Origin of the sequence: Saccharopolyspora sp. NPDC050642 (assembly GCF_040654735.1) — a bacterium.
Lineage (GTDB): Bacteria > Actinomycetota > Actinomycetes > Mycobacteriales > Pseudonocardiaceae > Saccharopolyspora > Saccharopolyspora elongata.
In genome coordinates this window covers 1-16268 of record NZ_JBFAIN010000015.1, presented here as the reverse complement: position 1 = coordinate 16268, position 16268 = coordinate 1, and the positions used below count along the sequence as shown (strand labels likewise).

At 70.8% G+C, this 16268-nt stretch carries 18 protein-coding genes; 9 read left to right on the top strand and 9 right to left on the bottom strand.

Features of this window, described 5'->3' with window-relative positions:
- Positions 1-79 precede the first annotated feature (79 nt).
- From dapD to AB0H93_RS22980, 6 genes are all read right to left on the bottom strand, one after another.
- Positions 80-1066, bottom strand: a complete 987-nt coding sequence (gene dapD, locus AB0H93_RS23005) for a 2,3,4,5-tetrahydropyridine-2,6-dicarboxylate N-succinyltransferase (protein WP_358575072.1) — start codon at positions 1064-1066, stop codon at positions 80-82.
- A gap of 99 nt (positions 1067-1165) precedes the next feature.
- Positions 1166-1603 (bottom strand): LppA family lipoprotein, encoded by a 438-nt coding sequence (locus AB0H93_RS23000; RefSeq protein ID WP_358575070.1) that lies wholly within the window; start codon positions 1601-1603, stop codon positions 1166-1168.
- Between the two features lie 37 nt (positions 1604-1640).
- Positions 1641-3260 (bottom strand): alpha/beta hydrolase, encoded by a 1620-nt coding sequence (locus tag AB0H93_RS22995; protein WP_358575069.1) that lies wholly within the window; start codon positions 3258-3260, stop codon positions 1641-1643.
- Positions 3261-3347: 87 nt separating this feature from the next.
- On the bottom strand, positions 3348-3878 hold the full coding sequence (locus tag AB0H93_RS22990; RefSeq protein ID WP_358575067.1) for an LppA family lipoprotein: 531 nt from the start codon (positions 3876-3878) through the stop codon (positions 3348-3350).
- Positions 3875-5650, bottom strand: coding sequence for an alpha/beta hydrolase (locus tag AB0H93_RS22985; protein ID WP_358575066.1), 1776 nt, complete (start codon positions 5648-5650; stop codon positions 3875-3877). Before AB0H93_RS22985 ends, AB0H93_RS22990 begins: the two co-directional genes overlap by 4 nt.
- An 8-nt stretch (positions 5651-5658) precedes the next feature.
- Complete coding sequence (locus AB0H93_RS22980) at positions 5659-5964, bottom strand: hypothetical protein (protein ID WP_358575065.1); 306 nt, start codon at positions 5962-5964, stop codon at positions 5659-5661.
- 135 nt (positions 5965-6099) lie between these two features.
- Between AB0H93_RS22980 and dapE the strand changes: the two genes are divergently transcribed.
- Entirely contained in the window at positions 6100-7176 is a 1077-nt protein-coding gene (dapE, locus tag AB0H93_RS22975; protein WP_358575063.1) for a succinyl-diaminopimelate desuccinylase, read from the top strand.
- An 18-nt stretch (positions 7177-7194) separates the two neighbouring features.
- Here dapE and AB0H93_RS22970 read toward each other — a convergent pair whose 3' ends face one another.
- Positions 7195-8181 carry an SPFH domain-containing protein gene (locus AB0H93_RS22970; RefSeq protein ID WP_358575062.1) on the bottom strand — a complete coding sequence of 329 codons (987 nt, stop codon included), beginning with the start codon at positions 8179-8181 and terminating at the stop codon, positions 7195-7197.
- 235 nt (positions 8182-8416) lie between these two features.
- Between AB0H93_RS22970 and AB0H93_RS22965 the strand changes: the two genes are divergently transcribed.
- From AB0H93_RS22965 to folP, 3 genes are all read left to right on the top strand, one after another.
- Positions 8417-9202: a TIGR00730 family Rossman fold protein gene (locus AB0H93_RS22965; protein WP_358575061.1), complete on the top strand. Its 786-nt coding sequence runs from the start codon at positions 8417-8419 to the stop codon at positions 9200-9202.
- Positions 9199-9783, top strand: a complete 585-nt coding sequence (locus AB0H93_RS22960) for a TIGR00730 family Rossman fold protein (protein WP_358575060.1) — start codon at positions 9199-9201, stop codon at positions 9781-9783. Before AB0H93_RS22965 ends, AB0H93_RS22960 begins: the two co-directional genes overlap by 4 nt.
- Positions 9784-9859: 76 nt before the next feature.
- Positions 9860-10729 carry a dihydropteroate synthase gene (gene folP / locus AB0H93_RS22955; RefSeq protein WP_358575059.1) on the top strand — a complete coding sequence of 290 codons (870 nt, stop codon included), beginning with the start codon at positions 9860-9862 and terminating at the stop codon, positions 10727-10729.
- A 61-nt stretch (positions 10730-10790) separates the two neighbouring features.
- Here folP and AB0H93_RS22950 read toward each other — a convergent pair whose 3' ends face one another.
- Complete coding sequence (locus tag AB0H93_RS22950) at positions 10791-11123, bottom strand: hypothetical protein (RefSeq protein ID WP_358575058.1); 333 nt, start codon at positions 11121-11123, stop codon at positions 10791-10793.
- A 204-nt stretch (positions 11124-11327) separates the two neighbouring features.
- Between AB0H93_RS22950 and AB0H93_RS22945 the strand changes: the two genes are divergently transcribed.
- Genes AB0H93_RS22945 through AB0H93_RS22935 form a run of 3 tightly spaced genes read left to right on the top strand, consistent with a single transcriptional unit; the run spans position 11328 to position 12516 of the window.
- Positions 11328-11660, top strand: coding sequence for a helix-turn-helix transcriptional regulator (locus tag AB0H93_RS22945; RefSeq protein ID WP_093273407.1), 333 nt, complete (start codon positions 11328-11330; stop codon positions 11658-11660).
- Positions 11661-11703: 43 nt separating this feature from the next.
- The gene (locus tag AB0H93_RS22940) at positions 11704-12054 is read left to right on the top strand and encodes a DivIVA domain-containing protein (RefSeq protein WP_358575057.1); all 351 of its coding nucleotides are present in this window, start codon (positions 11704-11706) and stop codon (positions 12052-12054) included.
- A gap of 3 nt (positions 12055-12057) precedes the next feature.
- Entirely contained in the window at positions 12058-12516 is a 459-nt protein-coding gene (locus AB0H93_RS22935) for an SRPBCC family protein (RefSeq protein ID WP_358575056.1), read from the top strand.
- 159 nt (positions 12517-12675) lie between these two features.
- Here AB0H93_RS22935 and AB0H93_RS22930 read toward each other — a convergent pair whose 3' ends face one another.
- A complete protein-coding gene (locus tag AB0H93_RS22930) occupies positions 12676-13464 on the bottom strand; it encodes an enoyl-CoA hydratase-related protein (protein WP_358575055.1) in 789 nt (262 codons plus the stop codon).
- Positions 13465-13846: 382 nt separating this feature from the next.
- Here AB0H93_RS22930 and AB0H93_RS22925 point away from each other — a divergent pair, with 382 nt between their 5' ends.
- Together AB0H93_RS22925 and AB0H93_RS22920 are read left to right on the top strand one after the other, a co-directional pair.
- Positions 13847-14014 carry a DUF3117 domain-containing protein gene (locus tag AB0H93_RS22925; protein ID WP_009949794.1) on the top strand — a complete coding sequence of 56 codons (168 nt, stop codon included), beginning with the start codon at positions 13847-13849 and terminating at the stop codon, positions 14012-14014.
- A 317-nt stretch (positions 14015-14331) separates the two neighbouring features.
- Positions 14332-15912, top strand: a complete 1581-nt coding sequence (locus tag AB0H93_RS22920) for a leucyl aminopeptidase (protein WP_358575054.1) — start codon at positions 14332-14334, stop codon at positions 15910-15912.
- Positions 15913-16268 lie beyond the last annotated feature (356 nt).

Below are 16268 nucleotides of genomic sequence, written 5' to 3'. Positions count from 1 at the left end.
CTCGTCCATCCAGCGGATCCCGCCCGCAGGAAGCACGAAGGGCACCCCCGGCCGGAGGTGCCCTTCGCCTTGCCTCGGGTCAGTCGTTGGCGTGCAGCGCCGCGTTCAGCTCGACCTTGCCGCCGGTCCGGGCGGTGACCTCGATCGTGCCGGTGGTGGAGTTGCGGCGGTACAGCAGGCCGTCCGAGCCGGACAGCTCCAGCGCCTTGGTGATGGTGCCGTCCGGCAGCGTCACCTTCGTGCCCGCCGTGATGTACAGGCCCGCCTCCACGACGCAGTCGTCGCCCAGCGAGATGCCCACCCCGCCGTTGGCGCCGATCAGGCAGCGCTCGCCGATGGAGATGACCTCCTTGCCGCCGCCGGAGAGGGTGCCCATGATCGAGCCGCCGCCCCCGACGTCCGAGCCGTCGCCGACGACGACGCCCGCCGAGATCCGGCCCTCCACCATCGACGCGCCCAGCGTGCCGGCGTTGAAGTTGACGAAGCCCTCGTGCATCACGGTGGTGCCGCTGGCGAGGTGCGCGCCCAGCCGGACCCGGTCGGCGTCGCCGATGCGGACCCCGGACGGCACGACGTAGTCGACCATGCGCGGGAACTTGTCGACGCTGTAGACGGTGACCGGGCCGCGCGCCCGCAGCCGCAGCCGGGTCGCCTCGAAGCCCTCCACCGGGCACGGGCCGTGGTTGGTCCACACGACGTTGGCGAGCAGGCCGAACATGCCGTCCAGGGTCTGACCGTGCGGGCGGACCAGGCGGTGCGACAGCAGGTGCAGGCGCAGGTAGATGTCGTGCGCGTCGACCGCTTCGTCGGAGAGGCGGCCGATCTCGGTGCGCACCGCGACGACCTCGACGCCGCGGGCCTCGTCCCGCCCGAGCAGGGCGGCCCCGGCCTCGCCGAGGGACTCGGCCGCCTCCTCGGCGGACAGCCGCGTGCTGCCGGACCGGCCCGGCTCGCCGAGCTTGACGGTCGGGAACCAGGTGTCCAGCACCGTGCCGTCGTCGGTCACGGTGGCCAGGCCGACGCCGTGGGCGCCCGTGGTCTGCGGGTCGGGAGACTGTGCACTCATACCCGAAACGGTAATCGGCGCAGGTGGCGGCGGCCCGCAGGGGTGGCCGCCACGGGTGCCGCCGACCGGGTGCCGCGCCGTTTTCGCGCGAGAACGGCGTCAGCCCTTGGCGGCGGCCAGCAGGTGGCAGCCGGTGGTGATCATCAGGACCGTGTTGGCGGCGGTGCCGAACTGGTAGACCGCGCCGTACTGGTCGTTGCCGATGATCTCGTGGTCGCCGCTGCGGTTCACGATGATTTCGGGCTCGTCGAAGCCGTACTCGGCGGTGATCTCCTGGACGATCTCCACCGCGAGCGACCACTCCGAGTCGGGCAGGTTGCCCGGCGCCCGCCACGACTCCAGCACCCGGCTCTCCGCCTCGTGGACGTCCGGGAACTCGGTGCAGCCGGCCCGGCTGACCGGGTCCGACACCGCCCACTTCAGCGGCCCGACCTCGATGTTGAGCCGGTCCAGCAGCCGCTGCTGCATCTGTTCGTAGCGCTCGCTGATCTCCTCGATGCTGGGGCGCTGGCGGAGCAGGTTGCGCGGGTCGTCCACGATTCCCCCGTACGGTCGGGTGCTGGCGGCGGTCGCCTCAGGAGATCATGCCGGAGATCACGTCGCCGATCCCGCGGCCGCCGTCCTTGACCGCCCGATCCGGCAGTCCGGCGACCACCGTGCTCATGTTGTACTGGCTCGTGCTGTCCGGCGCGAAGTAGCTGCTGTGGCCTTCGACACCCTTGCCGTGCTCGGATTCCTTCGCGGACAGGCCCGTCATCCCGTCCAGGTGGCTGGGGTCGCCGCCGAAGCGACCCAGGTCGGCCACCCAGTCGTTCTTCGCCTCGATCCGGTACGAGTGCCCGGCCGGTACGTTGAGGTCCTCGACGTCGTCGGTGCCCACTCCTGGCGAGCCGGAGAACACCGCGTCGTCGACGCCGTGGCCCTGCTCCTGCATCGCGTAGCCGGTGATCGTGGAGCCGTAGGAGTGGCCGATCGCGGTCAGGTGCGGGTCGTCGTCCCGCGAGGCGTTGATGCCCTCGCAGAAGGAGGCGAGCTTCTTGCCGCCGTCCTCCGCCAGCTTGGCGGTGGCCACCGAGCGGTCCAGGTCGGTGACCTCGCTCCGCTGCGGGAACTCGGTGCCCACCCAGGTGACCGCGGCGACCTTGCCGCCGTCGCCGTGCCGGTCGCTCTCGAACTGGGCCTGCCTGCGCAGCTGGTCCATCTGCTTGTCGGCGTTGAGCGAGCCGTCGACGGTGGTGTTCATGCCCGGCGTGTACACCGAGACGTGGTCGGCGGTGTCCACATTGCCCACGGCGACCGCCGCCTTCGCCCGTTCGCCACCGGTGTCGAGCAGCAGCAGCTGGCGGTCGCCGCGCGCCAGCATCTGCTCCACCGCGGCGATCGACTTGAGCTTGGCGTCGACCTTCGCGAGCTCCTCTTCCTCGTCGCCGGAAACGCCGCCCTCACGCAGCTCGTCCTTGCGGGCCTGCAGCGCGGATCGCTCGCCGGCGATGCGGGCGCGGTTGGCCTTGTCCCGGACTTCGGCCGGGATGCCGTCGCGGTTGCCGAGCCAGGCGGGCGGATTCTTGGTGTACGCCTCGCGTTCGGCGTCCGACAACGACTTCCACCACTTGGCGTTCTCCGACGGGCCGCCGTCCTCGGGGGCCTTGGCGGCCATGGTCTGCGCCGGGGCGGCGCCGGGCTGGATCTCGTCCTGTTCCGCCGCGGTCAGCGTCTTGGCCAGTTCGGCGTCGGTGCGCTCGGCGTCGTCGAGGATCGATTCGACCGCCGCGGCCAGCTCGTCGCGGGCGCGCAGCCGCTGCTGCTTGACCCGCTCGATCTCCTCGGCGGGCACGTCCTGCGGCGGTGCGGCGTCGCGGATGCCGCCGTCCTCGGTGATCTCGAAGCCGTTGGCGCGCGCCTGGTGCTCCGTCGCGTCGAGCCGCTTCTTGATCTGCTCCACCTCTTCGGCTGCCTTGCCGACGGCGTCGCGGACGCCGTCGACTTCGGCGACCAGCCGGTGCAGGTCCTTGCCGAGCTCGGCGTGCCGCTTGGCGGAGCTCTCCGCCGCCTCGCCCGTCCAGCCCTCCGGGTTGCGCGCGGCATGGAGGTCGTCGTCGAGCCCGACCAGCTCGTCGCGGCGCTTGCCGAGGGTGCGGAAAACCTCCTCCAGCGCATCGGGTTTCCAGCGACGCACGTCGGCGAACGACACCATGGAGCGGTCTTTGCCTTTCGAAGCGAGAGATCACGCGGCCGCCGGCCGCAAGCCCGGTGGACTCGTGGCCGGCGGCCGCGGGCGGGATCAGCCCTTGGCGGACTGGAGGAGGTGGCAGCCGGTGCGCAGGCTCAGGATCGTGTTCACCTTGGTGCCGAACTGCAGCTGCGCGCCGAACTCGTCGCGCATCTCGACCTTGTGGTCGCCGGGCCGGTTGACCACGATCTCCAGCTCCTTGAAGCCGTACTCCTTGGTCACGTCGATCCCGATCTGCTGGGCCCGCTCCCACTGGGTGTCCGGGATGTTGCCCTCGTAGGCCCAGGTGTCCAGGCTGTGCTGTTCGGCGCCGTCGACGTGCGAGAGCTCCTTGCCCTGGCAGGCGGCCTGGCCGGGGTCGCCCTTGTTGATCCACGGCGTCGCCAGGCCGAGGTCGGCGGAGAGCCGGTCCCGCAGCTTCTGCTGCATCTCCTCGTAGCGGGCGGTGATCTCCTCCATGGACGGTCGCTGCCGCAACATGCTGAGCGGGTCTGCCACGTTTCCCCCGTCGGACGGTTCGGGTCCGCTCGCGCAACCGGCGGCGAGCAGACCGCAGAGGACGAACAGGACGAGCTTTCTCATGAGAAGAAGTCCTTGATGCCGGACACCGTTTTCTCACCCAGGTCCTTGGCACCGGACACCGTCTTCTCGCCGAAGTCGTAGATCGCGGAGCCGGCTTCCTGGGCCTGGTGCGGGACGTAGGAGATCACATCCCCGACGCCGTTGGTCTTGCCCTCCACGGTGTTGTCCGGGAGGCCCGCGACCACCGAGGCCATGTTGTGCTGGCTGGTGGTCTCGGTGTCCAGGTAGTCGCTGTGGCCCTCGACGCCCTTGCCCTCGTTCGACTTCTCGGTGGACAGGTCCTTGAAGCCGTCCATGTGGGACGGGTCGCCGCCGAACCGGGCGAAGTCCGCGACCTGGTCGTTCTTGGCCTCCAGCCGGTAGGCGTGGCCCTCGGGGACGTGCAGGTCCTCGATGTCGTTGGTGCCGATGCCGGGGGAGCCGAAGATGATCGCGTCGTCGACGCCGTGGCCGCCGCCCTGCAGGGCGTAGCCGGTGGTGGTGGAGCCGTAGGAGTGGCCGATCGCGGTCAGGTGCGGGTCGGTGTCCCGGGACTCGTTGATGCCCTTGTAGAAGTTGTTCAGCTTCTCGCCGCCTTCCTGGGCGGAGTTGGAGCTGATCACCGAGTCGCCGAACACGTCCGTGTCCTCGGACTTCTGCGGGGCTTCGTAGCCGAGCCAGGCGACCGCGGCGACGCTGTCGTCCTTGCCGTTGCGGAGGAGCTCGGCCTTCGACTCCTTGACCAGTTCCTGCATCTTCGAGTCGTAGTTTCCGAGGCTGCCCTGGACGGTGGTCCCGTAGCCGGGCGTGTACACCGAGACGTGGTCGGCGGTGTCGACGTTGCCCACCCCGACGGCGGCCTTCATCCGCTCGCCGCTGCTGTCGAGGACCAGCAGCTGGCGCGGCGGGTCCTCCTTGGCGATGGTCTTCTCGACCTCGTCCAGCGATTTGATCTTGTCGTTGACCTGCTGGAGTTTTTCCTTCTCGTCCTCGGAAACGCCGCCCTGCTCCAGCTGCCTCTTCTGCTGTTCGAGGTCGTTGCGCACGTCGTCGATGCGGCCGCGGTTGGCCTCGTCGCGGACCTCGGCGGGGATGCCGTCGCGGTTGCCCAGCCATTCGGGCGGGTTCTCCCGCAGCGCCGCGCGCTGCTCGTCGGACAGCGACTTCCACCATTCCGCCGCCGCCTTCGGCGAATCGTCCTTCGGCTTCCCGGCGGAGGCGGCGAGGGCCTGGATGTCGTCGGTGTTCGCGGCGTCGGCCAGGGAGTCGCCCTTGCCTGGCTCGATCTTGTCCTGCTCCGCGGAGGTCAGCGCCTTGGCGAGCTCGGCGTCGGCCTGCTCGGCGTCGTCGAGGATCTTCTCGATCGTCTCGACGAGCTTGTCGCGGACCTGGATGCGCTGCTGCTTGACCTGCTCCAGCTGGTCTTCCGGCACGTCCTGGGGCGGCTTGACGTCGCGGACGCCGCCTTCCTCGGTGATCTCGAAGCCGTTGGCCTGCGCCTCGTGGTCGGCCTGCTGGATCTGCTGCTTGATCCTGGCGACGTCGTCGGCCGCCGCGGCCACCGCGACCCGCACGGTGGCGACCTCGGCCACCAGCGAGCGCATGTCCGACACCAGCTTCTCGTGCTGCTTCGCGGAGCCGTCGGCGGCTTCGCCGCTCCAGCCCTCCGGATTCTTCGCGCCGTCCAGCTCGTCCTGCAGGTTGACGAGGTCGTCGCGGCGTTTTCCGAGGTCGTTGTGGACGGCGTCGAGGCCCTCCGGCTTCCAGCGGCGCACGTCGGCGAAGGACACCATGTTGCCGCCTACCTCCCGGCCTGCGTGCCGACGCGGTCGATGTCCGCCGCGCTCGACTCGTCGGACTGCTGGTACCCGTCGGCGCTCGCGGTCAGCGATTCGCCGTGCTGCGCGGCGGCCTGGCTCCAGGACTTGATCGCCTTGTCCCAGCTCTGCGCGACCTGCTTCGACGCCCCCTCGGACTTGCCGCCGGGCATCGCCTCGGAGATGTCCTCGGCCGGCGGCCCCAGCTTCACCTGCCCGGCCTGCTCGCCCGCCGACTTCGCGCTCGCGCCGGCCTTCCTGAGCGCATCGGGATTGACCGTGTAGTCCATGCCCACCTCCAGCGGCGGAAGCCTAGCGCGATGATCACGGCTTGGACGGCGGTTGCGCGGATCCGTTTCCCACCTGTTCACAGGACTGAACCGCTGGTCCCGCCGCTATCCGGGCGTCCGGGTAGCCTCCGGGGCGTGACTGCGCCGTTGGATCTCACCGCTGACCCCGTCGAACTCACCGCCGCGCTGGTGGACATCCCCAGCGTCTCCGGCGGGGAGAAGGCCATCGCCGATGCGGTGGAGCAGGCGTTGCGCGACCAGGCGCCGCACCTCGAAGTGGTGCGCAACGGCGACGCCGTGCTGGCGCGCACGAACCTCGGGCGGGACTCGCGAGTGGTGCTCGCCGGGCACCTGGACACCGTGCCGATCAACGACAACCTCCCGGTGCGGCGCACCGGTTCGGGCGCCGAGGAGGTCCTGCACGGCTGCGGCACGGTCGACATGAAGGGCGGCGACGCGGTCATGCTGCACCTCGCCGCGACGCTCCCGGAACCGCGGCACGACCTGACGTTCGTGTTCTACGACTGCGAAGAGGTGGAAGCCGAGCGCAACGGCCTGAACCGGATCGAGCGGGAGCTGCCGGAGTGGCTGGCCGGCGATCTGGCGGTGGTGTGCGAGCCCTCGAACGCCGCGATCGAGGCGGGCTGCCAGGGCACGATGCGGGTGGAGGTGCGCACCACCGGCGCCCGCGCGCACACGGCCCGCGCGTGGATGGGCGTCAACGCGATCCACGCCGCGCAGCCGGTGCTGCAGCGGCTGGTCGAGTACACGCCGCGCAACCCGGTGATCGACGGCCTGCAGTTCCGCGAGGGTCTGCAGGCGGTGCGGATCGAGGGCGGCGTCGCGGGCAACGTGGTGCCGGACTCGTGCGTGGTGACGGTGAACCACCGGTTCGCCCCGGACAAGTCGCTGGCGGAGGCCGAAGCACACCTGCGCGAGGTCTTCGACGGCTTCGAGGTCGTGGTGACCGACGGCGCCCAGGGCGCCTTGCCCGGACTGACCTCGCCGGCGGCGGCGCAGCTGGTCGAAGCGTCGGGGTCGGAGCCGGTCGCGAAGCTCGGCTGGACCGACGTGGCGCGGTTCGCGGCCCGAGGCCTCCCGGCGGTGAACTTCGGCCCGGGCTCGCCGACCCTCGCGCACACGAAGCAGGAGCACGTGGCGACCGCGGAGATCCGCCGCTGCGCCGACGTCCTCCGCCGCTTCTTCGCCTGAAGCCCGCGCTACGCGCGGTCAGGCGATGCCCAGCATCGACTCCTCGTCGCTGTCCGCGCTCTCCGAGCGCTCCGCGGCGCGCGGCCTCCTGCCGTCGGCGGCCGTGCCCTCACGCTGCCGCGGCAGCTCCGCCGCCGGCTCCGATGCGGGGAGCTTCGCTGCTTCGCGCTCCGCGTCGGTGAGTTCCGCTGCTTCGTGCGCCGCGTCGGGGAGCTCCGCCGGCTTTGCGCTCGGGGCTTCGCCCGTCGCGCCGATGCGCTTCGCGGTGTCGACGAACTGGAGGAGTTCGACCGGGAACGGCAGCACCAGGGTCGAGTTCTTCTCCGCCGCCACCTCGACGACCGTTTCCAGCAGGCGGAGCTGGAGCGCGGCCGGGGTGTCGGCCATGACGTGGGCCGCGTCGGCGAGCTTGCGGGACGCCTGGAACTCGCCGTCCGCCGAGATGACTCGCGAACGCCGCTCGCGTTCCGCTTCGGCCTGGCGGGCGATCGAGCGCTTCATGGATTCCGGCAGCGAGACGTCCTTGATCTCCACCCGGTCGATGTGCACGCCCCAGCCCAGCGCCGGGCTGTCGATCATCAGCTCCAGGCCCTGGTTGAGCCGTTCGCGGTTGGACAGCAGGTCGTCCAGGTCGCTCTTGCCGATGATCGAACGCAGCGAAGTCTGCGCGACCTGTCCCATGGCGAAGAGGTAGTCCTCGACGTTGACGATCGCGCGCGCCGGGTCCTCGACCTTGAAGTACACGACCGCGTCAACCCGGACGGTCACGTTGTCGCGGGTGATGCCCTCCTGGGCGGGCACCGGCATGGTGACGATCTGCAGGTTGACCTTCCGCATCCGGTCCATCACCGGGACGATCGTGGTCAGCCCGGGTCCGCGGGTCAGCTCCTGCAGGCGGCCGAAGCGGAACACCACGCCGCGTTCGTACTGCTTGATGACCTTGACGCTCGCGGCGACGTAGACAACACCCAGGGCGATGATGAGGATCAGCAGTTCGATGAGCATGGCTGGCTCCCGGGCTCGACTTCTGGCCTTGCCCGGCGACCCGTCTCCGGCGCCTGCGTAGATCGGGTGATCTGCGTGGTGTGCACGGCCGGCATCGCCGGCACCACTAGATCTTTTCTTCGTATCGTACGCCGCCGCACGCTCGTGTGAATCCCTCGTGAACAGGCATTTCCCCGCTCGGCGCGGTGGCCGGGCAGGCGCCGGGGGCCGAGGGCCCGTGCGTACTCTCGACCACATGACGATCGAAGGCCCGTGGGGCGAGCCGAACGGCTCGGAGCGCCCCCAGGAGAAGCAACGCGGACCCGTGGTGCTGCGCCGGTCGAGGTTGCGCGAACCCACCACCACCGACCAGCGGCTGCTGGACTCGCGCGGCCCGTCGGACTGGGTGCACACCGATCCGTGGCGGGTGATGCGCATCCAGTCCGAGTTCGTGGAGGGCTTCGGCGCGCTCGCCGAGGTGCCGCGCGCGGTGACCGTGTTCGGTTCGGCGCGGACGCCGCGGGAGCACCCGGAGTACGCCACCGGCGTCGAGCTCGGCGCGGCGCTGGCGAAGATCGGTTGCGCGGTGATCACCGGCGGCGGCCCGGGCGCGATGGAGGCCGTCAACCGCGGCGCGTCGGAGGCCGGTGGGCTGTCCATCGGGCTCGGCATCGAGCTGCCGTTCGAGCAGGGCCTCAACCCGTGGGTGGATCTCGGCGTCAACTTCCGCTACTTCTTCGTCCGCAAGACGATGTTCATCAAGTACGCGCAGGCGTTCGTCTGCCTGCCCGGTGGCTTCGGCACCATGGACGAGCTGTTCGAGTCGCTGACCCTGGTGCAGACCAAGAAGGTCACCAAGTTCCCGGTGGTGCTGTTCGGCAAGTCCTACTGGCAGGGCCTGTACGACTGGATCCGCGACAGCATGCACGCCGCGGGCAAGATCGGCGACAAGGACCTCGCGCTGCTGCACCTCACCGACGACATCGACGACGCGGTCAGCATCGTGCAGGAGGCGTACGAGGCGTGGGAGGCCACTCATTGAGCAGCGTTGAGCCCGAGGAGACCACTGTGGACGTCGCCGTCTGCGTCTACTGCGCATCGCGCCCGGTGCCGCAACAACACCTGGACCTGGCGGCGGAGGTGGGCACCAAGATCGCCAAGCGGGGCTGGTCGCTGGTCTCCGGTGGCGGGCGCGTGTCGATGATGGGCGAGGTCGCCCGGGCGACGCGGGCCGGCGGCGGCCGGACCGTCGGCGTCATCCCGCGCGCCCTGGTGGACCTCGAGGTCGCCGACACCGATGCCGACGAGCTGCTGGTCGTGGACACGATGCGGGAGCGCAAGGGCCTGATGGACGCGCACGCGACGGCGTTCCTCGCGCTGCCCGGCGGCATCGGCACCTGCGAGGAGCTGTTCGAGATCTGGACCGCCCGCTACATCGGCATGCACGCCAAGCCGGTCGTGCTGCTCGACCCGGACGGCCACTACCGCGGCCTGCTGGACTGGCTGCACGGCCTGGTGGACACCGGATTCGCCACCCGGCACTCGCTGGACGCGCTCACGGTGGCCACCGACGTCGACGAGGCGCTCGACGCCTGCGCCGCAAGCCGGGAACCGGGTGCCTGAGGTTCCGCCACTCGCACCACAACGCAAGCCGGTCCGTGTACCTCCAACGGCCGATGGCGTGCCAGGATCTGGGGTTGTGCAGGCTCTCCGGTTCCGCGACAAGGACATGCCCCAAGACCGACCGCTGGTGATGGCGATCGTCAACCGCACCCGCGACTCGTTCTTCGACCGGGGGCGGACCTTCGCCGCCGATGCGGCCACCGCCGCCGTGGACCGGGCCGTCGCCGACGGCGCGGACATCATCGACATCGGCGGGGTCCGCGCCGGGGCGCAGGGCGAGACGGTGGACGCCGCCGAGGAGATCGAGCGGGTGGTGCCGTTCGTCGCCGCGGTCCGGGAACGCCACCCGGACCTGGTGATCAGCGTCGACACCTGGCGGCACGACGTGGCCCGGCAGGTGTGCGAGGCCGGGGCGGACCTGCTCAACGACACCTGGGCGGGCGCCGATCCGCTGCTCGCCGAGGTGGCGGCCGAGTTCGGCGTCGGCGTGGTGTGCTCGCACACCGGCGGCCTGCCGCCGCGCACCGACCCGTACCGGCCCCGCTACGCCGACGTGGTCGCCGAGGTGACGGCCGAACTCGTCGAGCGGGCCGAGCGGATGGTGCGGCTCGGGGTGCCCGCGCACGGCGTGCTGATCGACCCGACCCACGACTTCGGCAAGAACACCTGGCACGGCCTGGCGCTGCTGCGGCGGGTCGGCGAGCTGGTGGCCACCGGTTGGCCGGTGCTGATGGCGTTGTCCAACAAGGACTTCATCGGCGAGACGCTGGGCGCGGAGGTGACGGAGCGCCTGGAGGGCACGCTGGCGGCCACCGCGATCGCGGCCTGGGGCGGCGCCCGGATCTTCCGCGCGCACCACGTGCTGGAGACCCGCCGGACGGTCGAGATGGTCGCGGCCATCGCGGGCACCCACCCGCCGGACCAGGTCCTCCGCGCCCTCGCCTGAGGCTTCGTGAGCGCTCGATCCGGTAAGAACCGGCATCAGCGCTCACGAGGCGGTGAGCGGTTCAGAGGTTGCCGACGGCCCGATTGAGCAGTTGGGTGAGGATCGCGATCGGCACGTCCGGGCGGACCTCCCGGAGCACCGGGACCAGCCGCAGCCACCGGGACTGGACGCGCGGCGGGCTCGGCGGCGTCCTGGCCAGCTCGTCGACGAGCTCCTCCAGCCGCCACTGCGCCTCGTCCCGCTCCATGCTCGCCTCCGGGTGCTGGTCGATCACGTCGACGAGCATCGCGAGGTACGAGCGGAGTTGGTCGAGGGCCTGCTGCCGCGGGGCGAAGGTCGTCTCGGCGTCGAGTCGCGAAGCACCGGTGGTTTCCTGGGCGCTGTCGTTGGACACGGCAATCGGCTCCTGATCGCTCGCCCGGTACGTCCGACACCGCAGTGTGGCGGGAATCGAGTGCTGTCAACGGATTTTCGGGTTTGCGCCACCCGAACGGCGCACTGTGATGGACGTCATTCGGAGTCCGGATCGCGAAAGGACCTAGGTCCTCTTGCGCAAGGCCGGTGACAGTGGTCGCAAATGACCGTAGAGTCGCTACTTGTGAAGGCTGATGCGCTCCGCGGCCACCTGGACGCCCTGCTGCTGGCCACGCTCGACGGCAGGGCCTTGCATGGTTACGCGATCATCGAGGCGCTGCAGGAACGCAGTGGCGGCGCCCTTGATCTGCCCACCGGGACCGTATATCCGGCGCTGCGCAGACTGGAGCGCGCCGGCTACGTGCAGAGCACCTGGAGCACCGTCGGCGGGCGGCAGCGCCGTACCTACCGCCTGACCCAGACCGGCGTGCAGACGCTGCAGAACGAGCGCCGCGCCTGGCGCGAGTTCACCTCCGCCATCGAGGGCGTGCTCGAGGCCGCGCCCGCCAAGACCTGACCGTGGCCGCGGCGGTTCGCCGTTCGTGCCACGATTGACGACCGTGGCTAGTGCGCTCATCTACCTGTTCGTGGTGCTCGCGGTCGCTGCGGTGGCCTACCTGCTGGCTTCGCTGGTCTTCGGCCGCGGCGAGCAGCTCGCGCCGCTGCCGCCGGGCTCGACCCCGACCCGCCTGCCCCCGGCCGACATCGAGGGCGCCGACGTGCGCGCGTTGCGGTTCCAGCAGGTCCTCCGCGGCTACAAGGCGTCGGAGGTGGACTGGGCGCTGGAGCGCCTCGCCGGGGAACTCGACGAACTGCACGGCCGGATCGCGGTCCTGGAGCGGCAGCTCGACGCCGCGGGCGAGCAGCTGCAGGAGGCCCGGGCCGGGCGTCCCGACGAGCCGGAGGGCTGACCGGTGCGCCCGGTCGAGCTGCGGCTGAGCGTGCCGGTCGAGGCGCCGCCCGAGGTGGTGTGGGCAGCGGCGACGGACTGGGCGCGGCAGGGCGAGTGGATGCTGGGCACCGAGGTGCACGCGCTCGGCGGCCCCGACGGGCCCGGCGCGCAGCTGGTGGCGGTCACCGGCTTCCGTGGGTTCGGCGTCGTGGACCGGATGGAGATCGTCGAATGGCGGCCGCCGCAGACCTGCCGGGTGCGCCACCACGGACGGCTGATCGTCGGCGACGGCGGGTTTGACGTGGTCCGGTGCGGCAATGCGGCGTCGACGTTCTTGTGGTGGGAACGGCTGGTGCTGCCGCCCGGCGGCGCGCTGGTCTGGCCGGTGGTGCGGCCGGCCTTCGTCTGGGGCATGCGCCGGTCGCTGACTGCTTTCGCGGCGTTCTGCCGCGGCTATTCGGGCGGCGGGGAAACCGGCTGATTCGGTGCCGAGGCCTTCACGTACCTCAGCCCCACGACGTGCTGTGCACCACCGGGCCTTGCCACCTGTCGGCGCGCAGGCTGACGTTTCCGCTGGTCATGGGTCGTGAGTGTGTTGGAGCGCTGAAGCAGCCCAAAACACTCACGACCCAGGGGTGCCTCAGTGGCCGGTGAAGTGGGGGGTTCGCTTCTCGACGAACGCCGCGACGGCCTCCCGGTGGTCGGCCGTCGCCCCGGCCTCCGCCTGCGCTCCCGCCTCCACGGCGAGCGCCTCGGCCAGGCCCTCGGCGGCCGCCGCCAGCATCGCCTCCTTGATCCGGGCGTAGGCGCTGGTCGGCCCGGCCGCCATCCGCTTGGCCAGCTCGGTGGCCGCCGCGACGGCGTCACCGGCGTCGACGACCCGGTTCACCATGCCGATCCGCATCGCCTCCTCGGCGGCCACCGGCTCGGCCAGCAGCAGCAGTTCCATCGCCCGGCCGTAGCCGATCAGCCTCGGCAGCGTCCACGACGCGCCGGAGTCCGTCGACAGCCCGACGTTGGCGAAGGCCATCAGGAACTTCGCGTTCGTCGAGGCCACCCGCAGATCGCACGCGTAGGCCAGCGACGCGCCCGCCCCGGCGGCGGTGCCGTTGACCGCGGCGATCACCGGCTTCGGCATGCTCGTCACGGCCCGGATGATCGGGTTGTAGTGCTCTTCGACCGTGTTCAGCGGCGCCGGGTCGCCGGAGTTCAGCAGCGCGACGTGCTCCTTGAGGTCCTGGCCCGCGCAGAACGCCTTCCCCGCGCCGGTGATCACCAGGGCGCGCACCGAGTCGTCGGCGGCGGCCTCCCGCAGCGCGGTGATCAGGGCCTGCTTGAGCTCGACGTCGAGCGAGTTGAACGACTCGGGGCGGTTCAGCGTGAGCAGGCGCACACCTGCGGTGTCCTCGGTCAGCAGCACGTCGGTCACTTCGCACTCCTCTTCCTGCGGTCCGTTGTGGCGGGTCGCGAGATCGCCGCTCGACTTTCCAAAGTGGACTCCGGGGGTCGCGCGAAGTCCCGAGTAGACAGTGTTGTGGCTGGTCGCCCGGGTAGTGGTCGAGCGCCGCGGGGACCATTCCGGCGCCGGGCGCGGACCGTCGGCCCAGAGGCGCCGACGGTCGCGCCGGAATGCACCGGAACAGCCCGCACGGGACGTGAGTCTGCCAGCCCCCGCGGGCATTCGACCAGCGCACGGGCGACACGAGTTGATCGGTTCGGTTTCGTCCCCGCCTCGGGATGGGGGAGAATGGGGGAGGACCCGAGCTGGTTGTGGCGACCAGCGGGGGAAGAGTTCACGGAGGGAGCACGCTATGGCGGCCATGAAGCCCCGGACCGGTGACGGTCCCCTCGAGGTGACTAAGGAGGGACGCGGCATCGTGATGCGCGTCCCGCTTGAGGGTGGTGGGCGGCTCGTCGTCGAGATGTCGGTCGAGGAGGCCAAGAACCTGGGCGACGCCCTGGAGTCGGCCACCGGCTGAGGCCGCCGGCCGGCGGTCGGGGTAGCGGCGCTGCCCCCAACGCCCGAGGCGACAACGCAATCGAGTCGACGACGAGTGGCGAGCTTCTTCGCCGCGGTCGGGCCCCGGTGCCATGGGTGGCACCGGGGCCGTCGTCGATGGCAGGCAAGTCCTCGCCCCGCCCCCGTGATCGTCCGGGGGCCTTCGTTCGGGCGCGCATCGTGACCGGACGTGCGAGGACGGTAACTTCTACAGCTGTCGTTGAACTCGTTCCGGTTCAGCCGTTTCGAGGGCAGGCAGTCGAATGCGCGCGGCCAGCCGTGCAGGAAGGTCTTCTCGTGTCCGGTTCTTCAGTGTTCCGCTCCGCCCAGCCGGTCCGCGACGCGGACCCGGCGCTGCCCGCCATCCCGACGTCACTGGTCGAAGTGGACGTCGTGCGGCAGTGGCGGGACGGCGTGCCGGGCGCGGTCGCGGTCTTCGACGGCGAGTCGGGCCCGGACCTGGCGGCGGCAGCCGAACCGTTCGATGTGGACATCGCGGTGCTGCAGGCCGTAGGCGCTACCTCGTCGGCCGGTGACGTCCGCGCGCTGCCCCTGCCGTCGGGTGGCGTCGGCTGGGTCGTGGGTGTCGGCTCGGGCGAGCCGGTGAAGTGGCGCAGCGCCGGAGCGGCGCTCGCACGCGCGCTGCGCGCGAGGCTGGACCAGGCGGCGGAGTCCGACGACGAGGTCGGCGACCTCGGGGACGCCTCCGACGCGGACTACCTCCAGATCCGGCTGCCCGACGACGTCGACGGCGAAGCGGTTTCAGCGCTGACGCTGGGCTTGGCGCTGGGCGGCTACCGGTTCCGGGTGACCGCCAAGCCGACCCCGCCGCGGCTGCGGAAGGTCTTGCTGGTGGCGCCGGAAGGCGCCGACGTGGCGGCGCTGGACGAGCAGGTCCGGCGCACCCGCGAGCTGGCGGCGGCCACCGCGCTGGCCCGCGATCTCGCCAACGCTCCCTCGAACATCAAGGACCCGGCCTGGTTCACCGGCGTCGCCGCCGAGCTGGCCGCCGACGTGCCGGACCTGACCGCCGTGGTGCGGGATGAGAAGTGGCTGACCGACAACGGTTTCGGCGGGATCCTCGCGGTCGGCGGCGGTTCGTCGCGGCCGCCCCGGCTGCTGGAGCTGACCTACCGGCCGAAGGACGTCGAGGGCCCGCACCTGGTGCTGGTCGGCAAGGGCATCACCTTCGACACCGGCGGCATCTCGATCAAGCCCGCTGAGGGCATGCACCTGATGCGCACCGACATGTCCGGCGGCGCGGCGGTGATCGGCGCGCTGCTGACCATCGCCCGGCTGGAGCTGCCGGTCCGGGTGACCGGCCTGGTGCCGTCGGCGGAGAACCACGTGTCCGGCAGCGCGTACCGGCCCGGCGACATCGTCCGGCACTACGGCGGCACCACGACCGAGGTCGGCAACACCGACGCCGAGGGCCGCATGGTGCTCGCCGACGCACTCGCCTACGCGGTGGACCGGCTGGAGCCGGACCTGCTGGTGGACGTCGCGACGCTGACCGGCGCGATGAAGGTCGCCCTGGGCCTGCGCACCGGCGGGCTGTTCGCCACCGACGGCGAGCTGGCCGACCGCGTCCGGGAGGCCGGGCAGCGGGTCGGCGAGGCCTGGTGGCGGATGCCGCTGCTGGAGGACCACGCGGAAGACGTGAAGGGCCGGCTCGCGGACGTGAAGCAGACGCCGCCTGGGCCCGGCGGCATCACGGCGGCGCTGTTCCTGCGCGAGTTCACGGGGGGCCTGCCGTGGGCGCACCTGGACATCGCGGGCCCGGCCCGGGCGGACAAGGACTACGCGGAGGTGGTGTCGGGAGGCACGGGCTTCGCGGCCCGAAGCCTCGTAGCCCTCGCCGCAAGCTTCTCGAACTGATCCCCCGAACGATCCCCTCGAACGATGCCCTCAGAGGATCTCTTCGAAGCGATCTCCTCGAAGTGATCTCCTCGGAGTGATCTCCTCGAAGTGATCTCCTCGAAGTGATCTCCTCGGAGTGATCTCCTCAGAGGATCTCTTCGGAGTGATCTCTTCGGGGTGATCGCTCGTTGCGGTGAGTGGTTCCGCAGTTTCAATTGAAACTGCGGAACCACGGCGTGTCGGGCCACGACACACCGACGGCTGTGGACTACTTCCGCAATTTCAATGAGCCTTTTTCATCCTGATCTTTGCGGGTCAGGGCTGGTGGGGTGTGTCGTTGCGGGTGAAATGGTGAAGCTCCTGGTAGATGGATC